Raw genomic sequence first — 14,444 nt, 5'->3', positions numbered from 1 at the left:
GACGCACGAACCCGTGGAACCAATTGCGCGGCCACTCCACCAACGGACGACAGACACCCGAACCCGTTGATCGAGTAGCTACCGAGCGCAGCGAGGCAGCGTATCGAGATCCCCACCTGCCTGCCGCGTGCGACCAGCGGGAGAGTCAGAAACGGCAGGAACGGATATCGGTGGCCAGGATGGCCTTGGCGCCGAGTTCGGACAGTTCGTCCATCAGGTTCTGGTGATCCTTGCGGGGCACCATCGCGCGCACGGCGATCCAGTCGGGATCGGCCATCGGCGAGACCGTCGGCGATTCGATTCCCGGGGTCAGCGCGGTGGCCTGATCGAGCAGTGAACGCGGGCAGTCGTAGTCGATCATCACGTACTTCTGCCCGAAGACCACGCCCTGCACGCGGGCGATGAATTGCCGCGCCGCCTTCGACAGTTCCGCGTCCACGCGGGAGATCAGCACGCCCTCGGAGTCGCACAGCGACTCACCGAACGCCGCCAGCTCATGGGCGCGCAGCGTTCGGCCGGAACCCACCACGTCGGCGATCGCGTCGGCGACGCCGAGCTGAATGGAGATCTCCACGGCGCCGTCGAGGCGGATGATCTCGGCCTCGATCCCGCGCTCCGCGAGGTCGCGCCGGACCAGGTTGGGGTACGAGGTCGCGATCCGCTTGCCCGCGAGGTCGTCGACCGACCACTGCTGGCCCGCGGGCGCCGCGTAGCGGAACGTCGACGATCCGAATCCCATCGCGAGTTGTTCGTCGACGGCGGCGCCTGAGTCCCCCGCGAGATCCCGTCCGGTGATGCCGAGGTCGAGGGTGCCCTGACCGACATAGATCGCGATGTCCTTGGGGCGAAGAAAGAAGAACTCGACGTCGTTGTGATTGTCCAGGACGGTGAGGTCCTTGGCGTCGGACCGCTTCCGGTACCCGGCCTCGGCCAAGATGGCCCCGGCGGATTCGGACAGCGATCCCTTGTTGGGCACGGCCACGCGCAGCATGTCGAAAGGTCCTAACGAGAGGTGGGTGTCATCGGAGTCGGTGTGCTCTCGGGGCACCGGGTGCCGGCGCCCCTACAGATGCCGGTACACGTCCTGCAACGTCAGACCACGCTTGATCATCATCACCTGGAGCCAGTACAGCAGTTGCGAGATCTCCTCGCCGAGCGACTCGTCCGATTCGTACTCGGCCGCGAGCCACACCTCGCCGGCCTCCTCGATGATCTTCTTGCCGAGGGTGTGCACACCCGAATCGAGAGCGGCGACGGTCCCGCTGCCCGCGGGCCGGTTCTGCGCCTTGTCGCTCAGTTCGGCGAACAGCTCATCGAAAGTCTTCACGATGTCTCATTCTCGCATGTCGGAATCGCCGGTGCGCTGCCCGGTCCAGGCGTGATCCAGGTCGGTGTCGCGCAGTCCGGTCAGTGATCCGCGGAACGTCCGTAGCGGCCCCTGCGGAACGGGCACCGCCGAGGGCACCACCAGAGTCGGCACCCCGGCGGTCGTCGCCGCATGCGTGCCGGTCGGAGAATCCTCCACGGCAAGACACTGCCCGGTGCGTAGATCGACGAGATCGGCGGCGCGCAGGTAGATGTCGGGGGCGGGTTTGCCGTTGCGCACCTCATCACCGCAGATCGTCGCGGTGAACCGTTCCCGTCCGATGGTGTCGAGCATGTGGTCGGTGAGCTCTCGAACGGTGTTGGTGACCAGCACCATCGGGAGCCCACGGTCGGCCACCAGGTCCAGCGCGTCGCGGGCGCCCGGGCGCCAGGGCAGGTCCTGCGCGAAGATCTCGATGACCCGGTCGAGCATCCACCGGCTGTCGGCCTCGCGATCCTGGTCCTTCGCGGCGACGTCGGCCGCGTCGTAGACCTTGGTGAGCGCGTTGGGCAACGAATTGCCCAACGTCGACTCGCGGAGTTCAGGGCTCATGGTGATCCCGTTCTTGAGCGCGAAGTCCACCATCGCGATGTCCCATAGCGGCTCGGTATCGAGCAGGGTTCCGTCCATGTCCCAGAGGACTGCGGCAGGGCCGGTCTGAGCAAACGTCACCCCTGCATCATCGCAACCTGCTGCCGCGTCCGCTCAGCGGCATGGTGCCGAGGACGTCAGCCAGTGTTCGGTGGCCTCGTCTACGGGATAGAACAGCTCGATCGTCAGCTCCTCAAGGGTGATGTCGCGCGGAGTTCCGAAGGTCGTCAGTGTCGTGAAGAACGCCAGCGCGGTGTCGCCGACACGAAGTTCGAAGGGCACGAGCAGCAACGGTTCGGGCGACAGCACCGATTGCCGTGTGGCCCGGGTGTCCAACTCGACAACCGTGGGGAACGTCGCGACCTCTCGCTCGAGCTCAGCCAACGCCGTGTCGCCGGTCGTGCGCACCAGACGACGCAGCATGTCGAGCAGATACGTCCCCCACGCGTCGAAGTTCACCGTGAATCGCGCGAACCCCTCCGGATGCAGCGATGCGCGAAAGAGATTCATCGTCGGCCGGACCAGATGTTCGGGCAGGAGCGCGGCGAGGGCGACCGCGGCATCGTTGGCGAGTACCACGTCCCACACGCGATCGACGGCAAGCCCTGGATTCGGCTGATGTGCGTCGAGTAGTCGCTGTACCGACCCCCGCACCCGTCGCATGGCCTCCGAGTCGAGGGACCTTTCGGAATACCGCGGGGCGTGGCCGGCCGCCATGAGCAACGAATTACGTTCCCGCAGTGGCACATCGAGATGCTCGGCGAGGGTCTCGAGCAGGGCGGCGCTCGGCGTCGACTTCCCGGTTTCCACGAAACTCAGGTGGCGGGGAGACACGCCCGCGCGGTAGGCGAGGTCGAGTTGGCTGATGGACCGGCGCGAACGCCACTGTTGCAGCAGCGCCCCGACCGTGACCGTCATGTGGTCATGGTAGGCATCGGCGGGTAATGAACTCGATTACCCGGCAGGTAGTGGCTCCGCCGATGCGGAGGTGTGAGACTGACCGACATGTCCCGACCTCATATGCTCGTCTCCCCGGCGATGGCGGTGCCCGCCCGCTTCTATGACCGATTCGCCGAGTCCGCGCGGGAGCAGGGATGGTCGGCGTCGATCGTCGCGCGTCGTGGGATCGAGGACGGGGACGCCTCGCCGTCCCGCTCTGCTGATTGGTCCTACCAGGATGAGGCGGACCGACTCTCCGGCGAGATCGCGCGCCTGCGGGCAGCGGGTACCGAACGGATCGTGCTGGCCGGCCACAGCATCGGCGCCCAATTGGCCCAACTGGTCGCCCGCGGCCCGGCCGAGGGCCGCCCCGACGGCATCGTGGCCATCGCGGGATCGATTCCGTTCTTCGCCCGCTATCCGTTGCGTTCCGGTGCGGCATTGCTCGGGATGGGACTGGCGGTCTTTCCGGTCAGTGTCGTCGCGGGCTATTGGCCCACACCGGGTTTCGGGGCACCCAACGCTCGCACACTGATGCGCGAATGGGCCGCGATGGTGGTGACCGGTCGCGCCCCCTTTCCCACCGACGGCGCCACCACGGTCCCCACACTGTCGATCTTCCTCGAGAACGACACCTTCGTCACCGAATCCGCCTGCCGCGCACACGAACAGGCAATCTCTCCGGAAGCACTGACCCGCTGGACCTACACGGCAGCGGATTGTCCGCCGGGGGGCACCACCGATCACGTCCGATGGGCACGTCACCCGGATGCGGTCGTCGACCGGATCGTCGGCTGGTGGTCGCAGTGCCGACCACTGCCGTCCCGCGAGACCTGATCGACGGTGCTGCGACCTCGTATCGTTCCCGCGACTTCGGCCGAGATCGCGGGAACGAAACAAGGTCGCACAAGCGCCTAGGTGTTGAAGTACTTCGCCTCCGGGTGGTGGAGCACGAACGCGTCGGTCGACTGTTCGGGATGCAACTGCAGTTCCTCGGACAGCTCGACGCCGATGCGCTCCGGCTCGAGCAGATCGATCATCTTCGCGCGGTCCTCGAGGTCCGGGCATGCGCCGTAACCGAAGGAGTAGCGCGCACCCCGGTATTCGAGGTCGAAGAAGCCCTGCGCGTCGTCCGGATCGTCCCCGGCGAATGATGTTCCGGCGACGGTCAATTCACCGCGGACCCGCTGATGCCAGTACTCCGCGAGTGCCTCGGTGAGCTGCACGCCGATACCGTGCACCTCCAGGTAATCCCGGTAGGCGTCTTCGGCGAACAGCTTGTTCGCGAAGTCCGCGATCGGCTGGCCCATGGTGACGAGCTGGAACGGCAACACGTCGACCTGACCCGTCGCCCGGGCTTCTTCGGCCGACGTGATGAAGTCGGCGATGCACAGGAACCGCGAGCGCTGCTGCCGAGGGAAGGTGAAGCTGTGCCGGATCTCGGCGTCCGGGTGCGGTTCGGCCAGCACGTGCACCGTGTCTCCGTCGCTCACCGCAGGGAAATACCCGTAGACGACCGCCGCGTGCTGCAGAATGCCCTCGGTCGACAACCGGTCGATCCAGTAGCGCAGCCGAGGGCGGCCCTCGGTCTCCACGAGATCCTCGTACGACGGTCCGTCGCCGCCCCGCGCTCCTCGAAGACCCCACTGCCCCAGGAACAGTGCGCGCTCGTCGAGCAACTGCAGGTAGTCGGCGACCGGCACACCCTTGATGATCCGTGAGCCCCAGAACGGCGGTGACGGCACCGGGTTGTCGGTGGCGACGTCCGATCGGGCCGGCACCTCGACCGGCACCTCCGCGGCCTTCCGCTTCTCCGCGATCCGCTTGGATCGTTCGTGCCGCGCCTTGCGTTCGGCGGCCTTTTCTTTGGCGGCCAGGGCTTCCGGACTGTCCGGGGCAGGCCCTTCGCCGCGTTTGGTCGCCATGATCTCGTCCATCAGACGCAGACCCTCGAACGCATCACGCGCATAGTGAACGTCGCCCTCGTAGGTTTCGGTCAGATCGTTTTCCACGTAGGAACGGGTGAGTGCCGCACCACCCAGCAGCACCGGGTAGGTGTCGGCGACGCCGCGGGCGTTGATCTCCTCGAGGTTCTCCTTCATCACCACGGTCGACTTCACGAGCAGGCCGGACATACCGATGACGTCGGCACGCTTGTCCGCCGCCGCTTCCAGGATGGTGTTGATCGGCTGCTTGATGCCGAGGTTGACCACCTCGTATCCGTTGTTGGACAGGATGATGTCGACGAGATTCTTGCCGATGTCGTGGACGTCGCCCTTGACGGTGGCCAGCACGATCCGGCCCTTGCCGTCCTCGCCGGTGGACTCCATATGCGGTTCCAGGTGTGCGACAGCGGTTTTCATGACCTCGGCGGATTGCAGCACGAACGGCAGCTGCATCTGACCGGAACCGAAGAGCTCACCGACAGTCTTCATGCCGGACAGCAGTGTCTCGTTGATGATCTGCAGGGGCGGCACCTGTGTCATCGCCTCGTCGAGATCGTCCTCGAGGCCGTTGCGCTCGCCGTCGACGATGCGTCGTTCCAGACGCTCGAACAGCGGCAGCTTGGCCAGCTCCGCCGCGCGGGATTCACGTGCCGAGGCCGCCGACACCCCCTCGAACAGCTCCATCAGCTTCTGCAGCGGGTCGTAGCCCTCGCGCCTGCGGTCGTACACCAGATCGAGCGCCACCTCGCGCTGTTCCTCCGGAATCCGCGCCATCGGGAGGATCTTCGAGGCGTGCACGATCGCGGTGTCCAGACCGGCCTGCACGCACTCGTGCAGGAACACCGAGTTCAGAACCTGTCGCGCAGCGGGATTCAAGCCGAACGAGATGTTCGAGATGCCGAGGGTGAAGTGGATGTCGGGATGCGCCTCGTGGAGACGGCGGATCGCCTCGATGGTCTCGATGCCGTCGCGACGCACCTCCTCCTGGCCCGTCGAGATCGGGAAGGTGAGGGCGTCGATGATGATGTCCTCTTCCGACAATCCCCAGTTCCCGGTGATGTCGGCGATGAGACGCTCGGCGATCCGGACCTTCCAGTCCGCGGTGCGGGCCTGCCCCTCCTCGTCGATGGTCAGCGCGACCACGGCGGCGCCGTGCTCGACGGCCAGCGCCATGATGCGGGCGAACCGCGAATCGGGCCCGTCGCCGTCCTCGTAGTTGACCGAGTTGACCGCGCATCGACCACCGAGGGCCTCCAGACCGGCGCGGATCACGTCGGGCTCGGTCGAGTCGAGCATGATCGGCAGCGTCGACGACGTCGCGAAACGTGTTGCGAGCGCGGTCATGTCGGCCGCACCGTCACGGCCCACGTAGTCCACGTTGAGGTCGAGCATATGCGCGCCGTCGCGGGTCTGATCCTTCGCGATGTCGAGGCACTTCTGGTAGTCCTCGGCGATCATCGCCTCACGGAAGGCCTTGGAGCCGTTGGAGTTGGTGCGCTCACCGATCACCAGGAAGCTCGAGTCCTGATCGAACGGCACCGCCGTGTACAGCGACGACGTCTCGGAGCTGTGCTCCGGCTTCCGTTGCGCGGGCGTCACCTCGGCCACACGCTCGGCGACCTGCCGGATGTGCTCCGGGGTGGTGCCACAGCATCCACCCACCAGGGACAGACCGTAGTCACCGACGAAATCGCCGAGGGCCGTCGCCAATTCGTCGGGGCGCAGCGGATATTCGGCTCCGTTGGGGCCGAGAACCGGCAGACCGGCATTCGGCATCACCGACACCGGAACCCGGGCATGCTTCGACAGGTACCGCAGGTGCTCGCTCATCTCGGCGGGACCGGTCGCACAGTTCAGCCCGATCATGTCGACGCCCAGGGGTTCGATGGCGGTCAGTGCCGCACCGATCTCGGATCCGAGGAGCATCGTGCCCGTGGTCTCCACGGTCACGTGACTGATGATCGGAAGGTGGCGACCCAGATCGGCCATCGCCCGGCGAGCCGCGACCACGACGGCCTTCACCTGCAGAAGATCCTGGGAGGTCTCCACGAGGATCGCGTCGGCACCACCGTCGAGCATGCCCGCGACGCACTCGTAGTAGGCATCGCGGATGACCTCGAAGGTCGTGTGTCCCAGACTCGGCAATTTGGTGCCCGGACCGATCGAGCCGAGCACGAACCGGTCCGTGCCGTCCGCCGACGGTCCCATCTCGTCGGCAACACCACGTGCGATCGCGGTGCCCTTGTAGGCGAGTTCCCGGATGCGGTCGGCGATGTCATAGTCACCGAGGTTGGACAGGTTGCAGCCGAACGTGTTCGTCTCCACGGCGTCTGCGCCGGCCTCGAAGTACGAGCGATGAATGTGCGCGAGGACGTCCGGCCGGGTCTCGTTGAGAATCTCGTTGCAGCCCTCGAGTCCCTGGAAGTCATCGAGCGTCAGATCGGCGGCCTGCAGCATCGTGCCCATCGCCCCATCCCCGATCAACACGCGACGCGACATCGCGGTGAGCAATGTCGTGTCGTAGTTCTGTCGGTCGTCGGAGATGTTAGACATGGTTCTCAGCGTAGTTCGCTCTCTCTTGGGGTTCGGTCGTAGGCTGGTTCAGTGAACGCCGCGCAGAAGTCGAACCTTCCCACACTTCGCAGGCCCATCATTCTCGCTGCCTTCGAGGGCTGGAACGACGCGGCCGACGCGGCAACCGCTGCGGTCGAGCATCTGGCGTTGGCCTGGGACGCGGTGCCGCTGATGGAGATCGACTCCGACGACTACTACGACTTTCAGGTCAACCGTCCGACGGTCCGGCAGATCGACGGCGTGACCAGGCGTATCGATTGGCCCACCACATCCATCTCGTACTGCTCTCCCCCGGGTGCGGACCGTGACATCGTACTCCTGCGCGGGATCGAGCCGAATATGCGCTGGCGGGCGTTCAGCGCCGAGATCGTCGACCTGGCCGAGGCACTCGAGGTGGAGACGACGGTCATGCTGGGCGCACTGCTGGCCGACACACCACACACGCGTCCGGTCCCCGTCACCGGTACGGCGTACAGCAGCGAGTCCGCGGCCCGTTTCAACCTGGCCGAGAGCCGGTACGAGGGACCGACCGGGATCACCGGTGTCCTGCAGGACCTGTTCGTCCAGGCCGGCCTGCCCGCCGTCGCCTTCTGGGCCGCGGTCCCGCATTACGTCTCCACCCCGCCGAACCCGAAGGCCACCGTCGCCCTGCTGAACCGGGTCGAGGAGGTCCTCGACATCGAGGTGCCGCTCGGCACACTGCCGGAGCAGGCCGAGGAATGGGAGCACGCGGTCACCGAGATGACCGAGGACGACGAGGAGATCGCCGACTACGTCCGGGGACTCGAGGAACGCGGTGACGCAGAGATCGATCCCGACGAGGTGATGTCGAAGATCGACGGCGACGCTCTCGCCGCCGAGTTCGAGCGCTATCTCAAGCGGCGTGGTCCCGGCCCGGGCGGCTCTTCGGGCCGCACTCCGGGTTCCTTCGGCTGATGCCGCTCCCGCCCGGAGCACGGCTCGGCATCGGGGCGGGCGCGGCGGCCATCGCGGTCACCGGAGCCGCCGCGCTCCGCAACCTCACCTATGACCGGGCCGACCGTGGGCGCATCGACCGCGCGGGGATGGTCGAATCGACGGTCACCGATCCCGACGGCGGACTCATCGCCTACGGCGAAGGGCCCGCGGGAGGGAACCCCCTGCTGCTCATTCACGGGCAGATGTCGTCGTGGTGGGACTACGCACCCGTCCTCGGTGCACTCACGCGTGACTTCCACGTCTTCGCCGTCGACTGCTTCGGCCACGGCGGGTCGGCGAAGGAGCCGGACCGCTATCCCGCACGTGCGCAGGCCGACTCACTGAGCTGGTTCGTCGACGAGGTGATCGGCGCACCGGCCGTCGTGTCCGGCCACTCATCGGGCGGGCTGCTCGCGTCGCTGCTCGCCGCACGGTCGCCGCACCTGGTGAGCGGTCTGCTGGTCGAGGACGCGCCGTTCTTCGCCACCGAACCGGACCGCGCGCCCGGTACCTACGCCTGGCTCGACGGATTTCGGCCGATGCACGACTACCTGTCGATCCCGCCTGCCGACCGCACGCGGTGGACGCGCTACTGGCTCGACCACAACTATCTGCGGACCCTGTGGGGCAACGGGTGGGAGCCGATGGTCGCGCGTCCGGCGCGACGGCAGATGGATCGTGACCCGATGCGGATTCCGCGTCTCTGGTGGCTGGGCATCTCGATGAATCGTGCCTTCGACCTGACCGCCTGCCTCCAGGACGGCACCGGCGACTACGACCTGCGCTTCGGACGGATGTTCTACGACGGCAGCTGGTTCGACGGCTTCGACCAGCAGGCGACGCTCAGCGCAATCACGGCACCGACCACCCTCGTCCACACCCGCGTCCGGCATGCCGCGGACGGCGTATTGCTCGGCGCCGCAAGCGATGCGGACGCGCAACGCGCACACCGACTCATCGACGGCAGCCGCCTCGTCGACGACGTGCGTACCGGCCACGACGTGAAGCGGGACAAGTCGGAACTCATGATCGGTCTGCTGCAGGAATTACGCCGCAGCAGGTGACGGATCTCAGCCGATCCGTTCGATCGACACCACCGGCGTCGTGATCCTCCAGGTCCGCACATCCGGATCGTCGGCCGCCCGCACCCAGAACTGGGCGGACTCCCCCACCCGGCACGACTTCACGCCGAGCAGCGGGATGTCCTCGCTGTCCCGACGGAGTCGGCTGACCGTCCATTCCTCGCTCTCCGTGCCCCCCACGCCGGGCGCTCGGAGCAGGGTCATCTCGTCGAAATCCAACAGATAGGTGGAGGTGCGGGTCACCACGGTCCACACCCCACCGGTCGTATCGGAAGCGATCTCCTGCGCTAGTGCCACGGCTGCACTCTACTAGCGTGGCGCACGATCAGCGCGCGAGGTCGACGCCCAGCAGGGCATCGACCGCCGCGGTGAGGTCGGCGGGCGCCTGGGCCGAACCACCGATGCCCTGTTCGACGTCGCGCACCCACCCGTCCACCGCATCCAGCGCCTTCGGGGTGTCCAGGTCGTCGGCGAGATGCTGCCGGATTCGCGCGATCACCGGCTCGGCGTCGGGTCCGGCAGGGGCCGACGCCGCCTTCCGCCACCGATCGAGGCGGGTCAACGCGGTCGACAGCACGTCATCGGTCCACATCCGATCGCCGCGATAGTGATCGGCGAGCAGCGCCAGGCGAATCCCGGCGGGATCGACACCGTCGCGACGCAACGCGGACACGAAGACCAGGTTTCCGCGGCTCTTGGACATCTTCTCGCCGTCCAGGCCGACCATCCCGGTGTGGACGTAGTGGCGGGCGAAACGTCGTGCTCCGGTGAGCGATTCACCATGAGCGGCAGAGAACTCGTGGTGCGGGAAGATCAGATCGTTGCCGCCGCCCTGGATGTCGAAGTTCACCCCGAGACGATTGAGGGCGATCGCGGAACATTCGATGTGCCATCCGGGTCGTCCCGGCCCCATCGGCGAGTCCCAGGACGGCTCACCGGGACGTGCCGCCCGCCAGAGCAGCGCGTCGAGCGGATCCCGCTTTCCCGGACGATCGGGATCGCCGCCACGCTCGGCGAACAACCGGGCCATGGTCTCCGCGTCGTACCCGGATTCGTATCCGAACTGCTCGGTCGCATCGGCACGGAAATAGACGTCCGGGAACTCCGCATCGTCGACGACGTAGGCGGCGCCGGACTGCAGCAGCTTGCCGACGACCTCGATCACCTCGTCGATGGATTCGATGGCTCCGATGTAGTCGCGCGGCGGCACGATCCGCAGCGCGGACATGTCCTCACGGAACAGATCGATCTCGCGGTTACCGAGGTCCCGCCAGTCGACGCCGTCCCGCTCGGCGCGCTCGAACAACGGATCGTCGACGTCGGTGATGTTCTGCACGTAGTGGACGTCGTGGCCCTGGTCGCGGAGCACCCGATTCACGAGATCGAAGGTCAGGTAGGTGGCCGCATGTCCCAGATGGGTTGCGTCATAAGGAGTGATACCGCAGACGTACATCGTTGCGGTCTCGCCGGGACTGACCGGACGTACCGCGTCGTCGGCGGTGTCGTAGAGGCGGAGTGCGGGTCCGGAGCCGGGCACCGCCGGCAGGACGGGATCAGGCCACGACTGCATGCCCCTACTGTATGGCCCGCCTGTTCGGGTGGCCGTTTCGGGCCGTGCCGGTTCCGTTGCCGGGCGTCAGAAGGGTGGCCACGGAATGGGCCGATGGCCCGGCGGCAGCGGCATGACCCCGGTGTGGAGAAGGGTGGCGATCCGCTCGTCGAGTGCCCGCATCTCGTCGACCGTGAGATGTGCGCACAGCGCCTGCGTGACCGGGTCGGCGGAGTCGGCGAGTCTGTTACGCAGCCGTCTGAGGTCGGCGAGCAGGTCCGCGGGCACCGGCTCGCCCGCCCAACCCCACAGCACCGTCCGCAATTTGTCGTCGCTGTGCAGGCAGATCCCGTGGTCGATCCCGTGGACGGCGCCGTCGTCGCCCATCAGGACGTGACCGCCCTTGCGGTCCGCGTTGTTCAGGACCACGTCGAGGACCGCTATCCGGAACAGACGTGGATCGTCGGCGTGGACCAGGACTACCGGCTCACCGGATGCGTCCAGGGCCCGCAGGATGATCCGGTACCCGTCCGGCACCTGCGCGACCGGGCACAGATCCACCAGGTCGAGTTCGTCGCCGTCCTCGCCGGACAGATCCATGTCGACCCACAGCTGCACCATGCCGGGCCCCAGCGGTCCGTCGCGATGGATCGTCGGCGGTATCACCTTCCAGCCGAGGGCGTCGGAGATCGTCGCCGACGCGACCTCACGTCCGGCGAGCGTGCCGTCGGGGAAATCCCACAGCGGCACCTCACCGCGTACGGGTTTGTAGACGCAGCGCACCTCATCACCGTCGAGGACGGCGTCGCAGACGAGGGTGGCGTTGCTGGCGTGCGGGATCCGGCCGAGGACGATCAGCTCACCGGTGCGAAGAATCTCGTCCACACGTACCGGCGGCAGAGCCGACAACCCCGGCGCGCTGTCGTCGGCCACATCGCCGCTCACCGGTCGCCCGTCATGACACCCATGTGCGGTCAGTCCTGCTGTGGCCGGCCGGGATCGGTGTCGTCGCCCTCCCCGAGATCGGGGTCGTCGCCGTACTCGGACTCGCTCGGCATCTGCAGGTGCCGGAACACCTCGGGGTCGACGAAGTCCACCGACTTGCTGAGTTCGGCGCCGCGCTTGTAGCCATTGGTCCGAATGCAGAGATGACCGTCCGGGTCCAGCGGTTCGTGGCACAGCGGGCACGGCGGTCGCCCGGCGGAGATCACCCGCGACGACCGCGCCGCGAACTCCCGGGCCGCGATGGTGCTGAGGAACACACGCACCGCGTCCGGCCCCTCCTCGGAGTCGTCGAGCACGACACTCTCGTCGAAGTCGCCCTCGGTGATGGCGAGCAACTCCACGACCACGGCTTCGGCCTCGGCGTCCCAGCCGAGGCCCATCGTGCCGACGCGGAATTCGGCATCGACCGGCATCACGAGCGGACTCAGATCGCCGACCCGGTCCGTCTCCGGCGGCAGCGGGGTTCCGAAACGCCGATGGATCTCCTCGAGCAGAGCTCCGATCCGGTCCGCCAGAATCGCCACCTGCTGCTTCTCCAGCAGCACGCTGACGATCCGCGATTCGTGGACGGCCTGCAGGTAAAACGTGCGGTCGCCGGGCTGGCCGACGGTACCGGCGACGAACCGGTCCGGGGTACGGAACACATGTATCGCGCGTGACATCAGACCTCCTTCGTCGTGTCGTCCATTATCCGCGTCCGGCGGGTGCTCGTGCAGCGGAGGCGCCGGTTTCGCCGCCGACGGTTGCGTCGTCGCGGCCCGCGTCGGTGCGCGGTAGCGGCACCGACAGCACCGCGGTGTGGTTCACGGTGTGCACGTACGGACGGCTCGCCCCGTAGCGGATGACGCTGATGGATGCCGGTTCCACGACGATGCGCTGAAAGGCGTCGAGGTGCATACCCATGGCGTCGGCGATGACGGATTTGATGACGTCACCGTGCGAACACGCCAGCCACAGTCCGTTCTCCCCACCATAGGTGCGATCGAGTTGCCGGATCGCGGAGACCGCCCGGGTCTGCACGTCGGCGAGTCCTTCGCCGTCGGGGAACACCGCCGCCGACGGGTGATGCTGCACCGTTTTCCAGAGCGGTTCGGCCAGCAGCTCCTTGATCGGCCGGTTGGTCCAGTCCCCGTAGTCGACCTCGGCGAGAGCATCGACGACGATTTCCGGGACGTCACGCTCCGGATCCGCGTCCAGCGCGGCCACCAATGGCGCCACCGTCTGTGCGCACCGATCCAGCGGTGAACGCACCACGGCACGCAGGTCATCGATGTGGTTTCCGAGACGCGGTAGCAACGCGGCGGCCTGTTCGAGCCCCTTCTCGTCGAGCGAGACTCCCGGAGTCCGGCCGGCGAGCACTCCGGAGGTGTTGGCCGTCGACCGGCCGTGCCGCACCAGGATCACGGTCATGGGACAACCATAGGTCAGGTCGCCGAGATGACGCCGCCGATGAGGAGCCCGAACACCACGAGGCCGAGGATCACCCGGTAGGCGCCGAACCAGTTCATCGAATGCGCACTGACGAATCGGAGCAGCCAGGCGATGGATGCGTAACCGATCACGAACGCGATCAGTGTGGCGACCAGCAGTTGCGATCCGCTCGCCTCCAGCCCTTCGCCGCTCGGATTGAACGCATCGGGCAGGCTGAACAGACCGGAGGCGGTCACCGCCGGAATCGCCAGGAGGAACGAGAAGCGAAATGCCGCTTCACGATTCAGGCCGAGGAACAGGCCGGCGCTGGCCGTCGCACCGGACCTGGACACTCCGGGGATCAGGGCGAGGCACTGCGCCAGACCCATCACCAGGCCGTCACGCAGGGTCAGTTGATCCATCGACCGATCCTTGCGGCCGTACCGTTCGGCGAGCCAGATGACGCCGGCGAAGAGGATCAGCACGGTGGCCACCAGCCACAGGTTCCGGCCGACGGTCCGGATCTGATCCTTCAGCAGGAACCCGAGAACACCGATGGGGATGGTCGCGAAGATCACATACCAGCCGATCCGGTAGTCGAGACCTCGTTCGTCGCGATGGAAGAGTCCGCGGAACCAGGCGACGACGATCCGGACGATGTCGCGGGCGAAGTAGACGAGCACCGCGGCTTCGGTGCCCAGCTGGGTGACCGCGGTGAACGAGGCTCCGGCGTCCTGGCCGAACATGATCTCCGACGCGATACGCAGGTGCCCCGACGACGAGACCGGCAGGAACTCGGTGAGCCCCTGGAGGGCGCCGAGCACGATCGACTGGGTCCACGTCATGGTGTCACTCACGGCGACCGATGCTACTGGTACCCAACGGCGCTCCGGAAACCGGCGCCCGTGGTCGTGGACCACCCTCGATTCGCCCGTGTGCACGGGCTATCCGCAGGTGGGCGCTTTGCCGGATATCGATGTGCAGTCCGATTCCGCCCCGACGGACACGCCCCCGGCGGCACGCCC

The 14,444-nt window shown here is 67.0% G+C and carries 14 protein-coding genes; 3 read left to right on the top strand and 11 right to left on the bottom strand.

Annotated elements, in window-relative coordinates:
- Positions 1–145: 145 nt before the first annotated feature.
- The 4 genes from hisG to AC4JJG_RS10040 all read right to left on the bottom strand — a co-directional run bounded on the left by hisG (position 146) and on the right by AC4JJG_RS10040 (position 2,875).
- On the bottom strand, positions 146–991 hold the full coding sequence (gene hisG, locus AC4JJG_RS10055; protein WP_495400616.1) for an ATP phosphoribosyltransferase: 846 nt from the start codon (positions 989–991) through the stop codon (positions 146–148).
- A 72-nt stretch (positions 992–1,063) separates the two neighbouring features.
- On the bottom strand, positions 1,064–1,327 hold the full coding sequence (locus AC4JJG_RS10050) for a phosphoribosyl-ATP diphosphatase (RefSeq protein ID WP_495400617.1): 264 nt from the start codon (positions 1,325–1,327) through the stop codon (positions 1,064–1,066).
- 6 nt (positions 1,328–1,333) lie between these two features.
- Entirely contained in the window at positions 1,334–2,038 is a 705-nt protein-coding gene (locus AC4JJG_RS10045; protein ID WP_495400618.1) for an HAD family hydrolase, read from the bottom strand.
- A gap of 33 nt (positions 2,039–2,071) precedes the next feature.
- Entirely contained in the window at positions 2,072–2,875 is an 804-nt protein-coding gene (locus tag AC4JJG_RS10040) for an MmyB family transcriptional regulator (protein ID WP_495400619.1), read from the bottom strand.
- Between the two features lie 87 nt (positions 2,876–2,962).
- Here AC4JJG_RS10040 and AC4JJG_RS10035 point away from each other — a divergent pair, with 87 nt between their 5' ends.
- Positions 2,963–3,733, top strand: a complete 771-nt coding sequence (locus tag AC4JJG_RS10035) for an alpha/beta fold hydrolase (protein ID WP_495400620.1) — start codon at positions 2,963–2,965, stop codon at positions 3,731–3,733.
- A gap of 77 nt (positions 3,734–3,810) precedes the next feature.
- On the opposite strand, the gene metH is transcribed toward AC4JJG_RS10035, so the two are convergent.
- Positions 3,811–7,395, bottom strand: a complete 3,585-nt coding sequence (gene metH / locus AC4JJG_RS10030) for a methionine synthase (protein WP_495400621.1) — start codon at positions 7,393–7,395, stop codon at positions 3,811–3,813.
- A 51-nt stretch (positions 7,396–7,446) separates the two neighbouring features.
- Between metH and AC4JJG_RS10025 the strand changes: the two genes are divergently transcribed.
- Together AC4JJG_RS10025 and AC4JJG_RS10020 are read left to right on the top strand one after the other, a co-directional pair.
- The gene (locus AC4JJG_RS10025; RefSeq protein ID WP_495400622.1) at positions 7,447–8,352 is read left to right on the top strand and encodes a PAC2 family protein; all 906 of its coding nucleotides are present in this window, start codon (positions 7,447–7,449) and stop codon (positions 8,350–8,352) included.
- Entirely contained in the window at positions 8,352–9,437 is a 1,086-nt protein-coding gene (locus AC4JJG_RS10020) for an alpha/beta fold hydrolase (protein ID WP_495400623.1), read from the top strand. Before AC4JJG_RS10025 ends, AC4JJG_RS10020 begins: the two co-directional genes overlap by 1 nt.
- A gap of 6 nt (positions 9,438–9,443) precedes the next feature.
- Here AC4JJG_RS10020 and AC4JJG_RS10015 read toward each other — a convergent pair whose 3' ends face one another.
- From AC4JJG_RS10015 to AC4JJG_RS09990, 6 genes are all read right to left on the bottom strand, one after another.
- The gene (locus tag AC4JJG_RS10015) at positions 9,444–9,752 is read right to left on the bottom strand and encodes a hypothetical protein (RefSeq protein WP_495400624.1); all 309 of its coding nucleotides are present in this window, start codon (positions 9,750–9,752) and stop codon (positions 9,444–9,446) included.
- A gap of 28 nt (positions 9,753–9,780) precedes the next feature.
- Entirely contained in the window at positions 9,781–11,025 is a 1,245-nt protein-coding gene (mshC, locus tag AC4JJG_RS10010; protein ID WP_495400625.1) for a cysteine--1-D-myo-inosityl 2-amino-2-deoxy-alpha-D-glucopyranoside ligase, read from the bottom strand.
- Between the two features lie 66 nt (positions 11,026–11,091).
- A complete protein-coding gene (locus tag AC4JJG_RS10005; RefSeq protein WP_495400626.1) occupies positions 11,092–11,937 on the bottom strand; it encodes an SCO1664 family protein in 846 nt (281 codons plus the stop codon).
- Between the two features lie 41 nt (positions 11,938–11,978).
- Positions 11,979–12,671 (bottom strand): DUF3090 domain-containing protein, encoded by a 693-nt coding sequence (locus AC4JJG_RS10000; RefSeq protein WP_495400627.1) that lies wholly within the window; start codon positions 12,669–12,671, stop codon positions 11,979–11,981.
- Positions 12,672–12,696: 25 nt separating this feature from the next.
- Entirely contained in the window at positions 12,697–13,419 is a 723-nt protein-coding gene (locus AC4JJG_RS09995) for an MSMEG_4193 family putative phosphomutase (RefSeq protein ID WP_495400628.1), read from the bottom strand.
- 14 nt (positions 13,420–13,433) lie between these two features.
- The gene (locus AC4JJG_RS09990) at positions 13,434–14,276 is read right to left on the bottom strand and encodes an undecaprenyl-diphosphate phosphatase (protein WP_495400629.1); all 843 of its coding nucleotides are present in this window, start codon (positions 14,274–14,276) and stop codon (positions 13,434–13,436) included.
- Between the last annotated feature and the right edge of the window lie 168 nt (positions 14,277–14,444).

The organism is Gordonia sp. B8661-1 (genome assembly GCF_059427765.1).
This window is presented reverse-complemented; position numbering and strand designations above follow the sequence as displayed.